At 70.8% G+C, this 17,080-nt stretch carries 15 protein-coding genes and 2 pseudogenes; 11 read left to right on the top strand and 6 right to left on the bottom strand.

Translation table 11 applies throughout. From position 1 onward, the window contains the following. A partial coding sequence (gene lexA / locus ACWCO3_RS17850; protein WP_450010964.1) for a transcriptional repressor LexA occupies window positions 1-784 on the bottom strand: 784 nt, incomplete at its 3' end. A gap of 538 nt (window positions 785-1,322) precedes the next feature. Here lexA and nrdR point away from each other — a divergent pair. The 4 genes from nrdR (at window position 1,323) to ACWCO3_RS17830 (ending at window position 6,923) form a co-directional block, all read left to right on the top strand. Beyond that, entirely contained in the window at window positions 1,323-1,823 is a 501-nt protein-coding gene (nrdR, locus tag ACWCO3_RS17845; protein WP_145784926.1) for a transcriptional regulator NrdR, read from the top strand. 34 nt (window positions 1,824-1,857) lie between these two features. Continuing rightward, entirely contained in the window at window positions 1,858-4,761 is a 2,904-nt protein-coding gene (locus tag ACWCO3_RS17840) for a vitamin B12-dependent ribonucleotide reductase (protein WP_450010963.1), read from the top strand. 420 nt (window positions 4,762-5,181) lie between these two features. After that, the gene (locus ACWCO3_RS17835; RefSeq protein ID WP_280116498.1) at window positions 5,182-5,310 is read left to right on the top strand and encodes a hypothetical protein; all 129 of its coding nucleotides are present in this window, start codon (window positions 5,182-5,184) and stop codon (window positions 5,308-5,310) included. Window positions 5,311-5,327: 17 nt separating this feature from the next. Beyond that, window positions 5,328-6,923: a hypothetical protein gene (locus tag ACWCO3_RS17830; protein WP_450010961.1), complete on the top strand. Its 1,596-nt coding sequence runs from the start codon at window positions 5,328-5,330 to the stop codon at window positions 6,921-6,923. 61 nt (window positions 6,924-6,984) lie between these two features. On the opposite strand, the pseudogene ACWCO3_RS17825 reads toward ACWCO3_RS17830, so the two are convergent. From ACWCO3_RS17825 to ACWCO3_RS17815, 3 genes and pseudogenes are all read right to left on the bottom strand, one after another. Beyond that, window positions 6,985-7,355: pseudogene (locus ACWCO3_RS17825) on the bottom strand (hypothetical protein); the annotation flags it as partial. Then, window positions 7,264-7,575: an NIPSNAP family protein gene (locus ACWCO3_RS17820; RefSeq protein ID WP_088990886.1), complete on the bottom strand. Its 312-nt coding sequence runs from the start codon at window positions 7,573-7,575 to the stop codon at window positions 7,264-7,266. The gene ACWCO3_RS17820 and the pseudogene ACWCO3_RS17825, both read right to left, overlap by 92 nt. Window positions 7,576-7,603: 28 nt before the next feature. After that, the gene (locus ACWCO3_RS17815) at window positions 7,604-8,716 is read right to left on the bottom strand and encodes an FAD-dependent monooxygenase (RefSeq protein ID WP_450010960.1); all 1,113 of its coding nucleotides are present in this window, start codon (window positions 8,714-8,716) and stop codon (window positions 7,604-7,606) included. A 138-nt stretch (window positions 8,717-8,854) separates the two neighbouring features. On the opposite strand from ACWCO3_RS17815, the gene ACWCO3_RS17810 reads away from it, so the two are divergent. Next, window positions 8,855-9,790 (top strand): DUF2332 domain-containing protein, encoded by a 936-nt coding sequence (locus tag ACWCO3_RS17810; protein WP_358162695.1) that lies wholly within the window; start codon window positions 8,855-8,857, stop codon window positions 9,788-9,790. A gap of 30 nt (window positions 9,791-9,820) precedes the next feature. On the opposite strand, the gene ACWCO3_RS17805 is transcribed toward ACWCO3_RS17810, so the two are convergent. Further along, complete coding sequence (locus ACWCO3_RS17805) at window positions 9,821-10,762, bottom strand: MerR family transcriptional regulator (protein WP_357933922.1); 942 nt, start codon at window positions 10,760-10,762, stop codon at window positions 9,821-9,823. A 155-nt stretch (window positions 10,763-10,917) separates the two neighbouring features. On the opposite strand from ACWCO3_RS17805, the gene ACWCO3_RS17800 reads away from it, so the two are divergent. The 3 genes from ACWCO3_RS17800 (at window position 10,918) to ACWCO3_RS17790 (ending at window position 12,979) form a co-directional block, all read left to right on the top strand. Next, window positions 10,918-12,021 (top strand): carboxypeptidase-like regulatory domain-containing protein, encoded by a 1,104-nt coding sequence (locus ACWCO3_RS17800; protein WP_450010959.1) that lies wholly within the window; start codon window positions 10,918-10,920, stop codon window positions 12,019-12,021. A 56-nt stretch (window positions 12,022-12,077) separates the two neighbouring features. Then, window positions 12,078-12,332: a DUF5522 domain-containing protein gene (locus ACWCO3_RS17795; protein ID WP_145784917.1), complete on the top strand. Its 255-nt coding sequence runs from the start codon at window positions 12,078-12,080 to the stop codon at window positions 12,330-12,332. A 98-nt stretch (window positions 12,333-12,430) separates the two neighbouring features. Continuing rightward, on the top strand, window positions 12,431-12,979 hold the full coding sequence (locus ACWCO3_RS17790; protein WP_357933931.1) for a hypothetical protein: 549 nt from the start codon (window positions 12,431-12,433) through the stop codon (window positions 12,977-12,979). Window positions 12,980-12,998: 19 nt separating this feature from the next. Here ACWCO3_RS17790 and ACWCO3_RS17785 read toward each other — a convergent pair whose 3' ends face one another. Next, window positions 12,999-13,688: a metal-dependent transcriptional regulator gene (locus tag ACWCO3_RS17785; RefSeq protein WP_145784915.1), complete on the bottom strand. Its 690-nt coding sequence runs from the start codon at window positions 13,686-13,688 to the stop codon at window positions 12,999-13,001. A gap of 100 nt (window positions 13,689-13,788) precedes the next feature. Here ACWCO3_RS17785 and ACWCO3_RS17780 point away from each other — a divergent pair, with 100 nt between their 5' ends. The 3 genes and pseudogenes from ACWCO3_RS17780 to ACWCO3_RS17770 form a co-directional block, all read left to right on the top strand. Continuing rightward, on the top strand, window positions 13,789-14,649 hold the full coding sequence (locus ACWCO3_RS17780; protein WP_450010956.1) for a sulfurtransferase: 861 nt from the start codon (window positions 13,789-13,791) through the stop codon (window positions 14,647-14,649). Window positions 14,650-14,697: 48 nt separating this feature from the next. Next, entirely contained in the window at window positions 14,698-15,879 is a 1,182-nt protein-coding gene (locus ACWCO3_RS17775) for an acetoin utilization protein AcuC (RefSeq protein WP_145784913.1), read from the top strand. Window positions 15,880-15,893: 14 nt separating this feature from the next. Next, window positions 15,894-16,985: pseudogene (locus ACWCO3_RS17770) on the top strand (GNAT family N-acetyltransferase); the annotation flags it as partial. Window positions 16,986-17,080: the final 95 nt, after the last annotated feature.

Genomic DNA, 17,080 nt, shown 5'->3' with positions numbered 1-17,080 from the left:
GTCCGCGTCGTTCACCCTCAACGAGGGCGACATCGGTGGGGTGGTCCTGGAGACCGCCTGCCCGCACGCGCCCCGAGCACTCAGCACCGAGGACATGCCCGTCGCGTCGACGGTAGGTCTTCACTGTCGCCTCGCCGTCGAGCATGGCGGCCACGATCTCGCCGGAGTCGGCGGTCGGCTGTTGCCGGACGACGACCCAGTCGCCGTCGCAGATCGCCGCGTCGAGCATCGAGTCACCCTTGACCTGGAGCATGAAGACCTCGCCCTCGCCCACCAGCTCGCGCGGGAGCGGGAAGATGTCCTCCACGGCCTGCTCGGCGAGGATGGGGCCACCGGCGGCGATCCGGCCGAGCATCGGCACGTACGCCGGGGTCGGCCGCTGTGCCCGGGACAACTCGTCGTCGATCGCCTCGCTGGGTGCGCGAACGTCGACCGCGCGCGGCCGGTTGGGGTCGCGACGCAGGAAGCCCTTCTTCTCCAGCTCCTTGAGCTGGTAGGCGACGCTGGACGGCGACACCAGGCCGACGGCCTCGCCGATCTCACGGACGCTCGGCGGGTAGCCGTGCCGCTCGACCCAGGTGCGGATGAACTCCAGGATGCGACGCTGGCGTGCGGTCAGGTCGACAGTCGCCGGGTCGGGGAAGGCGCTGACCACCGGGGTGACCGGGCGCACGGCGGGCTGACCCGTCCGGCTGCGCGCGGCGCTGCGGCGTCGGGTGGCCGGCGGGCCCGCCTCGGTGATCTGCTGCGGGCTCTTCGGCCGGCTGGCCCGGTCCTCGGTCACGTCCGTCCTCCCTGGTCGGCGCTGGGTGCCTCGTCGGCTCGTGGTGCGTGCGGGGTGCCACGTTGTTCATGACCGTATAGGTGAGATCAGTCATTTTCAAACATCTGTACGACCTCTCACCGGCGTGTCGGGGTGAAAAACCACTCCGGTCGTACGGATGTTCTGATAAATGGTACGTCAGGTAGCACTGGTGTTCGATCCTCGGCCGTTTTCCCGGTGGGTCTGGCCTGCTGGCCGGTAACTCGGGAGAGCGCTCGGCGTTGGGTCTTCGGGCGCGCTGATGGTCGCGGATGACCGGATGGTCCGTGACGCGCCGGACACGCGGGTCAACTTGACCCGGCCTCCCCAGCGACATACGGTCGACCCCTAGATGTAGTAGTGACACGGGCGTAAGTTGCCCACAGGTTGGGTCCGACTACCGACCGCACTCCCGTAAGGTCGAGCACGGCGGGCGTCGTCCGAGGACGGCACCGTCGCGGCGAGCCGTGTCCGGGGGTGCCCGGTGTGGGCGCAGTTGATCATTTTTTGGAGGTGGGCGATGCGGTGTCCGTACTGCCGGCACGCTGACTCCCGAGTGGTCGACTCACGGGAGGCCGACGACGGCCAACTCATTCGACGGCGGCGGTCCTGCCCGGAGTGCGGCAAGCGGTTCACCACCGTCGAGGAGGCGGTCCTCGCGGTCGTCAAGCGCAGCGGGGTGACCGAGCCGTTCAGCCGCACGAAGATCATCGGCGGGGTGCGCAAGGCGTGCCAGGGCCGGCCGGTCGACGACGACTCGCTCGCGCTGCTCGCGCAGCGGGTGGAAGAGTCCGTCCGGGCCAAGGGGGCCGCCGAGATCCCCAGCCACGAGGTGGGCCTGGCGATCCTGGGCCCGTTGCGCGACCTGGACGAGATCGCCTACCTGCGGTTCGCCAGTGTCTACCGCTCCTTCGACTCGCTCGCCGACTTCGAGCGCGAGATCGAGACGTTGCGGGCCGCAGCGCGGGCCCGGGAGCAGGGCCGGGCCGACGCGGTCGAGGCCGCCGGCCGTACCAGCTGAATCTTCACTGTTTTTCGAGCGATTGGGACGCGCGGTGGGTGACCGCGCAGACGAGGGGGGCGACGGCGTGACAACTAGCCGTTCACGGAACAAGGCAGGCGCGGGGCTGAAGATCGAGCGGGTGTGGACGACCGAGGGGGTCCACCCGTACGACGAGGTCAGCTGGGAGCGCCGCGACGTCGTGATGACGAACTGGCGGGACGGCTCGATCAACTTCGAGCAGCGGGGGGTCGAGTTCCCGGAGTCGTGGAGCGTCAACGCGGCCAACATCGTCACCACCAAGTACTTCCGGGGAGCGGTGGGGACCCCGGAGCGGGAGTGGTCGCTCAAGCAGTTGATCGACCGGGTGGTCACCACCTACCGCACCGCGGGTGAGGAGTACGGCTACTTCGCGAGCCCGGCCGACGCCGAGGTCTTCGCGCACGAGCTGACCTGGATGCTGCTGAACCAGGTGTTCAGCTTCAACTCGCCGGTCTGGTTCAACGTTGGTACGCCGTCGCCGCAGCAGGTCAGCGCCTGCTTCATCCTGGCCGTCGACGACTCGATGGACTCCATCCTCGACTGGTACAAGGAGGAGGGGCTGATCTTCAAGGGCGGCTCCGGCTCCGGCGTCAACCTGTCGCGGATCCGCTCGTCGAAGGAGCTGCTCTCCTCCGGTGGCACCGCCTCCGGCCCGGTCAGCTTCATGCGCGGCGCGGACGCCTCGGCCGGCACCATCAAGTCCGGTGGCGCGACCCGTCGGGCGGCCAAGATGGTCATCATCGACGTGGACCACCCGGACATTGAGGAGTTCGTGGTCACGAAGGCGCGCGAGGAGGACAAGATCCGCGCGCTGCGTGACGCCGGGTTCGACATGGACCTGGGCGGCTCCGACATCGTCAGCGTGCAGTACCAGAACGCCAACAACTCGGTCCGGGTCTCCGACGAGTTCATGTCGGCGGTCGAGAACGGCAAGGGCTTCGACCTGCGCGGCCGGCTGGACGGCTCGGTGATCGACACCGTCGACGCCAAGAAGCTGTTCCGGACGATCTCGCAGGCCGCCTGGGAGTGCGCCGACCCGGGTCTGCAGTACGACGACACGATCAACGACTGGCACACCTGCCCGGAGACCGGGCGGATCACCGCGTCGAACCCGTGCTCGGAGTACCTGCACCTGGACAACTCCTCGTGCAACCTGGCCTCGCTCAACCTGATGAAGTTCCTCCGCGCCGACGGTGGCTTCGAGGTGGAGAAGTTCGTCAAGTCCGTCGAGTTCGTCATCACCGCGATGGACATCTCGATCTGCTTCGCGGACTTCCCGACCGAGAAGATCGGTGAGACGTCCCGCGCCTACCGGCAGCTCGGCATCGGCTACGCCAACCTGGGCGCCCTGCTGATGGCCTCCGGCCTGCCCTACGACTCGGAGCAGGGCCGCTCGGTCGCCGCGTCGATCACGTCGCTGATGACCGGCACCGCCTACCGCCGTTCCGCCGAGCTGGCCGGCGTCGTCGGCCCGTACGACGGCTACGCCCGCAACGCCGAGCCGCACAAGCGGGTCATGCGCAAGCACGCCGCCGCGAACGACGAGATCAAGCCGACCAGCCCGGTGGCCACCGCGATCGTCCGCGAGGCGACCAAGCAGTGGACCCAGGGCAACAAGATCGGTGACAAGTTCGGTTGGCGTAACGCGCAGGCGAGCGTCCTCGCCCCGACCGGCACCATCGGCTTCATGATGGACTGCGACACGACCGGCGTGGAGCCGGACCTGGCGCTCGTCAAGTTCAAGAAGCTGGTCGGCGGCGGTTCGATGCAGATCGTCAACCAGACGGTGCCGCGCGCCCTGCGCAGCCTCGGTTACCCCGAGGAGCAGGTCGAGGCGATCGTCGAGCACATCGCCGACCACGGCCACGTGGTGGACGCCCCCGGCCTCAAGCCGGAGCACTACCCGGTCTTCGACTGCGCGATGGGGGAGCGGACGATCGCTCCGATGGGTCACGTGCGGATGATGGCGGCCATCCAGCCATTCGTCTCCGGCGCCATCTCCAAGACGGTCAACATGCCGGAGGCGGCCACCGTCGAGGATGTCGAGAAGATCTACTTCGAGGGCTGGAAGCTCGGCCTCAAGGCACTGGCGATCTACCGGGACAACTGCAAGGTCGGCCAGCCGCTCTCGGTGGCGAAGTCCAACAAGGCCACCGATTCGGCTGCCGCCACCGTGGCTGCCGAGCCGGCCTCCGTGGAGAAGGTCATCGAGTACCGGCCGGTGCGTAAGCGCCTGCCGAAGAAGCGCCCGTCCGAGACGGTCAGCTTCTCCGTCGGCGGTGCCGAGGGCTACCTCACCGCGTCGTCCTACCCGGACGACGGGCTCGGCGAGGTCTTCCTGAAGATGTCCAAGCAGGGCTCGACCCTGGCCGGCGTGATGGACGCCTTCTCGGTGGCCATCAGCATCGGCCTCCAGTACGGCGTCCCGCTGGAAACGTTCGTCAGCAAGTTCACCAACATGCGCTTCGAGCCGGCCGGTATGACCGACGACCCGGACGTGCGGATGGCCGCCTCGGTGATGGACTACATCTTCCGTCGCCTGGCACTGGACTTCCTGCCGTACGAGCGCCGCGCCGAGCTGGGCATCTTCACCGCTTCGGAGCGGGCCGCCCAGCTGCGGGCCGAGGCCGACGCGGAAGCCGCTGCGGCGGTGGGCGCGGAGCTCACCGTGATGGCGTCCTCGGCGCCCGTGGAGACCCCGGCCAAGCCGGAGGCCGTCGCGCAGCCGGCGCAGGAGATGGCCGACGTGGCCGCCGCCAAGCCGGCACCGAGCGTGGGTTCCAGCACCGAGTTGCTGGAGGCCGTTATCGGCAAGGCCGCCGACGCACCGCTCTGCTTCACCTGCGGTACGAAGATGCGCCCCGCCGGTAGCTGCTACGTCTGCGAGGGCTGCGGCTCCACCAGCGGCTGCAGCTGACGTACGCGCAACACGGCGCTGCCCCGGTCTCCCTCGTGGAGGTCGGGGCAGCGCCGTTTCCGGATAGCGGTCTTACCGGTGTTGCCATGATCAAGTGATGAGAAGTAGGTCAGAGATGGCCCTTCGACCTACTTTTCATCACTTGATCATGTAAGTCTGTCGGTGCTCGGCTCAGGCATGCGACCACGGCACGTCGCCGTAGGCGCGCTGCACGGCGACCGAGGACTGCTGCACCGGCGCTTCCTGGGCTGGGTCCGGTAGGTCTCATCCGGCGGGGCGAGAGCGGTTCCACTACAGCGACAACTCGCACAAGTGGATCGCGCCCGATCCGGACTACGACCAGGAAGCCTGGGACGAGATGGTTCGGCAGCACCAACGCCAGCACGTGGAGGAGATCTCCCGGCGCAGGGAGCCGCGCCAATGAACCGCGATGTCGCCGGGGCGGTGGAAGTCGTCGCAGCATCTGACGGAAACCGCCTTGCCCTTGAGTGGCTGGCCCCGCAGGATGTCGACATGATCAAAAGAATCGAACCCGCCGTCACCTGGTGACGCTCCCCGAAGCGTGGGTGCTGGGTGCCGGGCCTTTCCGTGAGATCGGTCAGCCCCGCGTCACCGCCACCTCTCCCAACGGTGATCTGATCGCGGTCGGTGGTGGTCTTGGCTCGGCGCAATGGCACGGCCGCACCGCCTCCCGCGGCTCCGGGTCGCATCCGCTGGCGGTGTACCGGACCGACGACCTCACCTGCATCCACCAGGTCACATCGCGCTGGCCGGCCCAGAGTGTCGCCTTCCATCCGACCCTGCCTCTGGTGGCGTTCGGCACAGGCTCGTACGACGGCGGGTGGTCCTACGAGGGCGAGTTGCTCCTGCTGGACCTGACAACTGGTAACGCCGTCTCGTTGCTGGAACATCCCCGCCAGGTACGACAGATCACATGGCGAAGCCCGGAGACGCTCGACCTGGTGCTGGCCATCCCGTGTGACGCGGACGAGCAGCGGTTCGGTACGACCTCCCTGGCGTGTTCCATCAGCCGCGATGACTGGGACCGAGCCGCCGTCGGCATGTTGCGGATGCCCTACGGGGAAAAAGCAGTCCCGGAGCAACCTCCGACCGATACGGCTGCGGCAGTCGCTGCCGTCTCGTACCTCTGCCGGCAGCGCGGCCAGGTGTGGGCAGCACGCCGGGGCGTGTGGGCGGTCGAAGGGCTCGCGGATGGCCGGATCCTCACCACGCTGGAGGGTGTCGGTCTTGAATGTTGGTCAGGGACAACTGGGCAGTTGCTCTGGCAGGTGCCGGTCGATGGCACGGGCTATCAGATCCGGGTGCTGCCGAGCGGTCGAACAGCCCTGGTGTTGACGCAGGCGCCGCGCCGGTACCGGGAGGGGCGGTGGATCCGGGACCCGAGCGTTGTGCTGGAGATCGACCTGGACGACGGCGCAGTCCGGAAAACCCACAAATCGTCCTGTCCCGCAGTATTGGTCAGCAGGACCGATGGCTCATGGGCGCTTCGCGACACCGACCATGACAGGCGCAGCAGGACAGCCGGAGAAGTCACTTTCGGGCCGCCCGCTGACAGTGCGACCACCATCCAACTCGGCCGATACGATCTCTTCAATCACTTCTTCGACATCAGGTACGCACCGGAGTTGCTGTTTCTGCAGGGCCGGAGGGGTGAGCCCTGGCGCGGCAAATGGGTGGTCGCCGTCGACGCGCCGACGGGCCGGGCCCGGCGGCTCTTCCCGCTGGAATGGGACGCGTCGCGAGGCCGTCACCTGTTCGGCGGCAGCGGTGCGTACCTGGACGACACAGCCGGACCGGCGCTCGTTCACAGCGGCGCGGTTCACGACCGCGCGGGACTGCTGCCGGGAAACGCCTTCGTGCTCCGCCGCAGGTATCCGACCGGTGAGCCGCAATGGATCTTCACCGCCGATCGCGAGGCAACCGCCCTGGACGCCGACGACACCTTCGTCTACGTCGTGTTCAACTCAGGAGAGCTGATCGTCCTGAAGGCCGAGGACGGCGTTGTGCACGTCCGACAGGAGCTACGGATCGCAGGTCGCCCTGTCGTTCCGCTCTCGCTGGCCCGGGTAGGTGCCGGCCGCCTGGCGATCGGCACCCTCGATGGCCAGGTGCTTGTGGTTCCCGTTGATGCGCCGGCGTGAGCGGCCGTGCGGCAACGAGCGGAACATCACTGCTCAGCATCAAGTGATCTCGGCGATTGGGCTACTGCCTGGCGCGTTCGGCGGCGCGTACGGCGTTGCGGAACAGCATCGCGACGGTGGTCGGACCGACCCCGCCGACCCGGGGGTGATCGCGCCGGCGACCTCGGCGCACGCTTCGTCCACGTCCGGCAGGAGCCGCCGCCCGTCGTAGCGGACGCCGGCGCCGATGACGACGGCGCCGGGCTTGACGTGCTCAGGCTGAACGATCCCGGGTACGCCGGCGGCGGCGACGAGGATGTCGGCGCGGCGGGTGTAGCGGGCCCAGTCGGGCACGACGGACTCAGTCGGTCGGCAGGAGCGGGCGCATGAACGTCCGCTCGTACCGCACGACACAACCCGAGTCGTCGCGGATGCGGTCAGCCGCGACGAACTCCGGGTCGGTGCCGAACCGTGCGCGGTAACGCTCGTAGGCTGCCAGGCTTTCGAAGCTGAACAGCGCCTCGGCCTTGTCGCTGGCACCCTCGGCGGGCAGGAAGTAGCCATGGTGCACCCCGCCGTGCCTGGCCACGAGCCGCATCCATGCGCGGGCGAAGTCTTCGAACGCCGCGATCTGCGCGGGATCGATCGTGTAGTGCACGACGCACGTGATCATGACCCCACCATACGGGCCGGTCGCACGGTCAGGGTTGGGCGAACAACGGCCCGTAGTTCGACCGGAACATCTGCTCGCCGAGGCGGCGCATCACCAGGTCGCGCAGCGCGGGCGGAAGCCCGGTGGCCTTGTCCCGGCGGTGCGTCTGGCTGAGCACCCAGTTCGTCCGCGGGCGTCGCCGCGCCTCGTAACCCCGTAACGCCTCGGCGACGGAGTCGGCGGCGGTCAACGACGACGCGAGCACGACCGCGTCCTCCAGGGCCATGGCCGCGCCCTGGGCCATGTTCGGTGAGGTGGCGTGGGCGGCGTCGCCGATCAGCAGCACCGGCCCTCGGGACCAGGAGTCGAGCACGACCTCCTGGTTCGGGCCGGCGTGCAGGGTGCTGTCGTCGTGGTCGAGGGCCTTGAGCATGATGGTCGCCGGCTCGGTGAACGACGCGGCCACGTCGTCGCGCCAGCCCGGCCGGTCGGCCACCGGGCCGTCGTTGTAGTAGCAGTACGTCTGCTCGGCGCTGATCGGGATCGTCAGGAACTGCCGTCCGCGCCCCAACTGCACCGACCAGAACGGCTCGTCGTCGATGCGGGGAGCCACCCAGCGGTACGCGTACTGGCCCAGGTTGCGGGCCGCCTGACCGTCGAAGGCGAGCCGGCGCACCGTCGAGTTCACCCCGTCCGCGCCGATCACCAGGTCGTACCGTCCGGTGCTGCCGTCACTGAACTCGACGGCGACCCGGGCGCCCTCCTGGGAGAGGGCGATCGGGTGGTGTCCCCAGCGGATCGGGGCGTCTCCGACGCCGGCCAACAGGGCCCGGTGCAGCTGGGCCCGGGGCAGCGACACGCACGGGCCGACGCCCTGCCACAGCGCGGTCACGTCGATGTCGAAGAGGCGGCGCCCGCGCTGGTTCGCGCTGCGCTGCCGGGTGATCTCCACGGCGACGTCGGCGATCGGCTCCCGCAGACCGAGGACGTCGAGCATGCGGGTCGCGTTGCCGGTGAGGTAGATGCCGGTGCCGGAGTCGGTCGGCCCAGGCGCCCGCTCGGCCACGCCGACAGTGGCGCCCCACTCGCGCAACGCGGCGACAGTTGCCAGCCCGGCGATGCCCCCGCCGACGATGAGTACCCGGACATCGTTACCCCGCACGACACGTTCCTCCCCGTTGCTCAGGCCGGCTGAGCTGCTGCTCAACGGTCCGGCCGCCGCAGCACTCTAGAAGGCGGGTGAGCCAGCCCACGGGTACGGGGGCTGAAATACCGAGGAGTGGGCTGCGACGATGAGGGCATGACGACCGCCGAGGCGTACGTCGAGTTCGGCAGCCGTGAGGCGCGCGGGGTGTCACCCACCTACGAGCGTCTGTCGGCTGCCGTCGCCCACGACGAGTCCCTGCTCGATCTGCTGGACGGGCTTCCGCCGGCCAAGCGGCAGCCGAACCTGTTGTTCAGCGTCGTCCGCTGGCTCGGCGGCCCGGTCGGCGACCCAGCCGCGTTCCACGACTACGTGCTGACGCACTGGCCCGCCGTCAAGGCGGAGCTGCTCACCCGGGCCACCCAGACGAACGAGACCGGCCGGTGCGCGGTGCTGCTACCGGTGCTCGCCGCGCTGCCACAGCCCCTTGCCCTGCTGGAGGTCGGCGCGTCCGCCGGGCTCTGCCTCTACCCCGACAGGTACGCGTACCGCTACGGGGAGCACCAGGTCGGTGCCGGTGAGCCGGTCCTGGAGTGCGCGGCCAGCGGGTTGGTGCCGCCGGCAGGCGTACCCCGGGTGGTGTGGCGGGCCGGCCTCGACCTGAACCCGCTCGACGTGACCGACCCCGACGACGTGTCGTGGCTCGATGCGTTGATCTGGCCGGAGCACGCGCACCGGCGGGCCCGGCTGCGCGCCGCGGCGGCGGTAGCCGCGGCCGATCCGCCGCTGCTGGTCCGTGGTGATCTGGTGGACGACCTGCCGGCGCTGGCGGCCCGCGCGCCGGCCGACGCGACGCTCGTGGTCTTCCACACATCAGTGCTGTACCAGGTGCCGCCACCGCGGCGGGACGCGTTCGTCCGGCTGGTCGGTGAGCTGCCCGGCCACTGGATCGCGAGCGAGGCGCCGGAGGTGCTGCGGTACGACGGGTTGCCCGACCCGCCGACCGACGCGCTGCACAACGTCCTCGCCCTGGACGGCCGGCCGTTGGCCTGGACCAGAGGCCATGGCCAGGCGATGACCTGGTTCGGCTGAGGTCACCGAGCCGCTGATTCGACGGTCAGCTCAACGAGCCGGCTCAGGCGTCCGGTGGCGCAGGGCCCGGATGAACCAGTCCACCGCCGGCGCCGTCGCATCGCCTGTCGACCAGCCGTTGAGCACCGCCAACAGGTCGAGGTAGCGGTCCCGGCGGGGATCATTGGCCAAAACCAGCCGGTCGAGCAACCGCCGACGCAGGTCTGCCTCATCGGAGTGATCGTGCAGGCTCGCGTACCGGCTGGTGACCGTCGCTACCACCGGATCGGCATCCGGGCTGGTCGGGTCGAGACCCGCCGCGAGGGCGGGGGCCACCGCGTCCCGGACCACCGCGACGGCGTCCGGGCGGGGCAGCCCAGGAACGTCGTGGTCGGCGGCGTGCTGCCGAACCAGCCGCCGCATCCGGGCCCGGAACTCCGGTTCCCGGCACAGCTCGGCCAACTCCAGCCACGCCGCGACCTGCTCGGTGCTGGGGTCGTCGGGCAGTTCCGGCGTCATCGAGACGATCACACCCGGGTACCCGGGCACGTCGTCCAGGTCGGCGAAGACGCTGCCCAGGAAGTCGTCCACCAGTCGCCCCCGTTCACGCATGGTGAGCTTGGCCAACCGGTGCAGGTCATCAACCTCGGACGGGCCCGACCCGCGCCTCGCCGCGACGGTGAGCACCGCCTGGCGCAGCCGCAGCACCCTGATCTGCACTGCCAACGCCTCGGCGTGCGCGGCGGCCACCTCGTGCAGGGGCACCTCGTGGTCCACCACCCGCCTGATGGTGGCCAGGTCCAAGCCCAGGTCACGCAGCGTCCGGACCAGCTCGAGCCGAGCAACCGCCTCGGCGTCGAACAGGCGGTAGCCAGCCGGGCTCCGGCCAGTCGGCGGGACGATCCCGCTGTCGGCGTAGTACCTGATGGTCTTGACGCTCAGGCCGGTCCGCCGGGCCAGGTCGCCGATCGTGTACCGCGTCTCCCCGCTCATGCCCCCACCCTGCTGTCTCCCTCCGCTGGAGACTCAACCCCACCCCAGCGGCAGGCGGACATCGAAGGTGGGTCGCGCAACCGGTTCCGGACAGGGCATAGTGGCCCGCGGCGTCATCGAACGGTGTTGCCTGCGCTTGCCGAAGGTGGTGGGAAGTGACGACGCGCTCACATGCCCGGTGGACCCGAGCGGCCGCATTGATCGCGCTGACCGTGGGGACGATCGCTGTGTCGGCGGCACCCGCGGCGGCCGCACCGGAGACTGTCCGCATCCTGAGCGTGTCGGCGGAGAACGTGAAGCCCGCCGAGACGGTACGCGTGCGGTACACCGTCACCAACAACGGAAGTAGGGCCGAAACGGCCATCGTGGTGGTCGGCGGCGGCTTGCGCTGCACCTCCGGATGCCGGGTGGAGCCGAAGCTCGGGCCGGGCCGGAGCCAGACCTTCGATACGACGCTCGTCGCCCCCGACGCTCGCCCGGGTGAGATCACTGGCCTCAACATCTCGATCGGCGTGCGGCTCGCCGGGCAGAACAGCTATGACCACAGGATGGTCTACGTCCACGGCGCGGGTGCGCCCTCGCCCGGCGGGGACAAGCCGGCTTCCGGGGTGAAGGGGGTCTCCGGTTGGGTCCGCGATGCGGGCGGAAAGGCAATCAGCGGCGTCGCCCTGACCATCCAGGACAGCGCCGGCCACGAATACCGGACGACCAGTAGCCGCACCGGCCAGTTCTCGATCACCGCGAGCGCCGCTAAGACGATCGCGGCGGGTTCCATCACCGTCCGCGCATCCAAGGACGGCTACGGCAACGCCCGCACGACAGTACGAGGGGCCGCCGGTGACGTCGCGACAGTGGGGTTGACCCTGACTGCGGTGGCAGCGCCCACCACGGCGTCGGCGTCACCCGCCGAGGAGGCAGAACCTGTCGCCGCGGCGGACGAGGGCACCGCCGAGGCAGCGCCGCCCAGCCTCAAGGCCGTCAGCGACGAGGGAGGCAGTTCGGTGCCGTTCCTCCTGGGCGGCTTGCTGGTCGCCGTCGGCCTGGGCGCGCTCGCACTGGTGGTGATGCGCCTGAGGAACACATCGGGCGCGGTGGCGGAGACGGATGTTCCCTCGACGCCCCAGCCGTGGGCGCCGGCCGGGGGGAGCATGACCGACGCTCCGACCGCGGTACTGCGCGTCGTGCCGGAGGGCGGGTACCCGGGCTCGTACGGCGCGCACCCGCAGGGTGGTGTCGACCAGAACGGCTACCGAGGCTGACCGTCGCCCTACCCGCCGTGTTCGCTCCGGTGCCGGCCCCTCCCTAGACTGCGGCGGTGACCGGAGAGCGGAAACCCCTGGCCGGCCGGCCGCTCACCGAGCCGCACCCGTCCCGGCTGTCGCCGGAGCACCCCGACCGGGCCCGGATCCTCGCCGCGCACGACGCCGCGCTCGCCGCCGGCGAGGCCGGTTACCTCGACCCGGCGAGCGGGTTGTTCGTGCTCAGCGCCGGATTCCTGGCCCGTCGAGGCACGTGCTGCGGGCGGGGTTGCCGACACTGCCCGTACGTGGACGATCCACCGTCCGGATAGGCGTGCACGAGGACTTCCGCCCGACCCGGACACCCCGTACGGTTTCCGACGGACATCCGGCGGGCGCCTACCGCCGTTGGTCGGCGAGAGGGTGGAACGTGCGCGGGCTGATCGTGGTCGCCGGGATGGCGGGGCTGCTGGTGAGCGGGTGCGCCGCCGAGGCCGAGCCGGTGGCGGTGCCGCCGCCGGTGCCGATCGCGGTCGAGGTGGCGGCCGCCTCCTCGGGTGGGGCCTGCCGACTGCTGGACTTCGCGGTGATCGAACAGCTGTTCAAGGTGCGCTTCGACGTGGCCGCGGCCAGCGAACAGGGCGACACGCACACCTGCGTGGTCCGGGCGGCGGGCCCGGCCCTGCCGGACCTGACGTTGAGTGTGTCCAAGACCACGATCGACAAGGCCACCTTCGCCGCGGAGGTGGTGCCCGACAAGGCGGCGAAGGTCACCGGGCTGGGCCAGCAGGCGTACCGGCGTACCCTCGCTGCCGCGAGCGGGCGCGGACCGGTCGCCGAGGTGGGCTGGCTGGCCGCCGACGGGCGCTTGGCCACGGTGAGCTGGACCTCGGCCCGGGGCAGCGAACGCTCGGCGGTGGAGAAACTGACCGGCGACCTCACCACACTGGCGAAGAAGGTGGACACCCGGGCGTTGTGACGCCCGGGTGTCCGCTTGGTCAGTTGGCGGCGACGAAGACCCGCGAGGCGACCTCGCGGGGCAGCCGCACCCGGTCCCCGGAGCGGTCGATGGACACCCCGTCGCGCTCCTGCGCCACGGTGACCGTCGCGCCGGGGTCGACACCGGCGGCGTGCAGTTGACGCAGCACGTCACCGTCGGTCTGCACGCTCTCGCAGATCCGGCGGACGACGACCGGCCCGGAGAGGCCCGGGAAGGCCAGGTTGCGCTCACCCTCGGCGACCTCGGTGGCTTCCGCCTCCGGTGAGCCCAGCTCTTCCAGACCCGGGATCGGGTTGCCGTACGGGGAGCGGGTCGGCCGGTTGAGCAGGTCGTAGACCCGCTTCTCCACGGCGTCGCTCATCACGTGCTCCCAGCGGCAGGCCTCCTCGTGGGCCTCCTCGTAGGGCATCCCGATGACGTTGACCAGCAGCAGCTCGGCGAGGCGGTGCTTGCGCATCACGGACACGGCGGTGCCGCGACCCAGTGCGGTGAGGGTGAGGTGTCGGTCACCTTCGACGGTGAGCAGGCCGTCGCGCTCCATTCGGGCGACGGTCTGGCTCACTGTGGGACCGCTCTGCCGTAGCCGCTCGGCGATGCGGGCACGCAGCGGCGGCACCCCCTCCTCTTCGAGTTCGAGGATGGTGCGCAGGTACATTTCGGTCGTGTCGACCAGGTCGTGAGACTTCATAACGTCAGCGGCCCTCCGGTGCACGATGTTACCTCGGTGAACGACTGACGACCGCCGCCGAACCGCGTGCCGTCGACACGGATGGTGTTTGATGGTCGCCATGTCCGGTCCCCAGGAGCCGTTGGTCGAGGTCGACCGGCTCGTCGCGGCGCTCGACGACGTCGATCCGCCCACCCTGCTCGACGTTCGCTGGCGGCTCGTCGGCGCGCCAGGCCGTGACGACTACCTCGCCGGCCACCTGCCCGGCGCGGTCTTCGTCGACCTGGACACCGCGCTCTGCGGCGCGCCGGGTGCGGAAGGCCGGCACCCGCTGCCCGACCCGGCGGCGTTGCAGGCCGCGCTCCGGGCTGCCGGCGTCCGTGCCGATCACCCCGTGGTGGTGTACGACGGCGGCGACGGCATGGCCGCCGCGCGGGCCTGGTGGACGTTGCGCTGGGCGGGGCACCGGTCGGTGCGTGTGCTGCACGGCGGCTACCCGGCTTGGGTCGCCGCCGGTCTGCCCGTCTCCACCGACGCGCAGTCCCCGACCACCGGCGACGTCGTGGTGCGGCCCGGTGGGCTTCCGGTCCTCGACGCGGGGCAGGCCGCCGCCCTGGCCGCCGTGGACGACGCCGTGCTGCTCGACGTACGGACTGCTCCCCGCTACCGGGGCGAGGTGGAGCCGATCGACAGGGTCGCCGGGCACGTGCCGGGCGCGGTCAACCTGCCCGCCGGCGAGTACGTCGGCCCGGACGGGCGCTTCCCGGCCGCCGACGTGTTGAGCGAGCGGTTCGCTGCCGCCGGGGTGACCGAGGCGGGTGCCGTCGGGGCGTACTGCGGCTCCGGAGTGACCGCCGCGCAGGCGGTGCTGGCGCTGCACCTGGCGGGCCGCACGGACGCGGCGCTCTACGTTGGATCGTGGAGCAACTGGGTGGTCGATCCGGTCCGTCCGGTCGCCGTCGGGGAGACACCTGGCCGTTGACCAGCGCGTGCGGTGGGCCGGCGGCGGTCCCCGTGCGACGATGGGCTCATGTCCGACGACACGGTGGTGGTGTGGGACGAGTCGCTGCTCGCCTACGACATGGGTGACCATCCGCTCGACCCGGTCCGGGTGGAGTTGACGTTCGCGCTCGCCCGCGAGCTGGGCGTCCTGGACCGTCCCGGGGTGCGCATGGTCAAGCCGGAGATCGCCGACGACTCGGTGCTCACCCGGGTGCACGACAGTGCCTACCTGGCCGCGGTGCGGGCCGCGCCCCGTGACCCGCTCTTCGCCGGTTACGGGCTGGGCACCTCGGACAACCCGGTGTTCGAGGGGATGCACGAGTCCAGCGCGTTGATCGCCGGGGCGACGGTTGCCGCCGCCGAGGCGGTCTGGCGCGGGGACGCGCGGCGAGCGGTGAACGTGGCCGGCGGCCTGCACCACGCGATGCCCGCCCGGGCCTCCGGCTTCTGTGTCTACAACGACCCCGCGGTGGCCATCGCCCGCCTGCTCGACCTGGGTGCCGAGCGGATCGCGTACGTGGATGTCGACGTGCACCACGGCGACGGGGTGCAGCAGATCTTCTGGGACGACCCGAGGGTGCTGACGGTCAGCCTGCACGAGACTCCGCTGGCGCTCTTCCCGGGCACCGGCTTCCCGGACGAGACGGGTGGGCCGGGCGCGCAGGGCACCGCCGTCAACATGCCGCTGCCACCGGGTGTCGACGACAGCGGCTGGCAGCGGGCCTTCCACGCGATCGTGCCATCGGTGTTGCGTGCGTTCCGGCCGCAGGTGCTGGTCAGCCAGTGCGGCGCGGACGGGCACCGACTGGACCCGCTCGCCGACCTGAACCTGACGGTGGACGGGCAGCGGGCAACCTACCTGGCAATGCGGGCACTCGCCGACGAGCTGTGCGACGGTCGTTGGGTGGCCACCGGCGGCGGTGGGTACGCGCTGGTCGAGGTGGTGCCCCGGGCCTGGAGCCACCTGCTGGCCGTGGCCACCGGAGCCCCGATCGATCCGGCCACGCTCACCCCGCCCGGGTGGCGGGACCTGGTCGCCTCCCGCCGTCTGGGCCGGGAGGTGCCGTTGCGGATGACCGACGACGCCGACCCGTCGTACGAGCCGTGGCAGCCGACCGGTGAGCCCAACGCGGTGGACCGGGCGATCGCGGCCACCCGCAAGACGGTCTTCCCGTTGCTCGGGCTCGACCCGCACGATCCGCGGGACTGAGCCGGGCCGTTCCGGTGACGACCGTGGACCAGCCGGTGGACGTGCTGCTCAGCGACGGCAGCACCGTCCAGTTGCGACCGATCGACCCGGCCGACGCGCCGGGCATCGTGGCGATGCACAGTCGCTTCTCCGAGCGCACCCGCTACCTGCGCTACTTCTCGCCGTACCCGCGCATCCCGGAACGGGATCTGATCCGTTTCGTCACCGTCGACCACCGCGACCGGGAGGCGTTCGTGGTGTTGGCCGCCGGGCAGATCGTCGCGGTCGGCCGGTACGAGCGGCTGGGCCCGCAGGCCCCGGAGGCGGAGGTGGCCTTCGTCGTGGAGGACGCCTACCAGGGCCGGGGCATCGGCTCGGTGCTGATGGAGCACCTGGCCGACGCGGCCCGCCGCAACGACATCATGAGCTTCGTCGCCGAGGTGTTACCTGCCAACGGGACGATGCTGCGCGTCTTCGCCGACTTCGGCTACCAGGTCCAGCGCGAGTACGCCGACGGCGTGGTGCACCTGAGCTTTCCGATCGCGCCCACCGAGGCGACCCTCGAAGTGCAACGCGGCCGGGAGCACCGCACCGAGGCCCGCTCGATCGCCCGGCTGCTCGCCCCATGGGGCATCGCCGTCTACGGCGCCAGCGCCACCGGTCAGGGTGTCGGCGCGGCGGTGCTCGGGCACCTGCGGGACGGCGGTTTCACCGGCTCGGTGGTGCCCGTGCACCCGAGCGCGTCGACAGTGGCGGGCCTGCCCGCGTACCCCTCGGCTGTCGACGCCGGCACGCCGGTGGACCTGGCGGTGGTGGCGGTGCCTCCGGAGGCGGCGACCGCTGTGGTCGCCGACGCGGCCGCGGCGGGGGCGCACGGCCTGGTGGTCATCTCGGCCGGCTTCGCCGAGGCCGGGGCGGAGGGCGCGGCCACGCAACGGGCGCTGGTCCGCGCGGCGCACGCCGCCGGCATGCGGGTGATCGGCCCGAACTGCCTGGGCGTGGCCAACACCGATCCGACGGTACGCCTCAACGCCACACTCTCCCCGGCACTGCCGCCGGCCGGACGGGTGGGCATCTTCAGCCAGTCCGGCGCGTTCGGGGTGGCGTTGCTCGCCGAGGCGGACCGGCCTACGACGCCCACGTCGTCGCCCAGGGCCGCCGCGATCGCCCATGCCTGCGCGGCGTACGTCGTCAGCTCCTCGGCCTCGACCCGGTGGTGGGC

The organism is Micromonospora sp. NPDC002411 (assembly GCF_053592955.1).
Note: the sequence above shows the minus strand (reverse complement) of the source record. Positions and strands in the feature narration are given on the sequence as shown.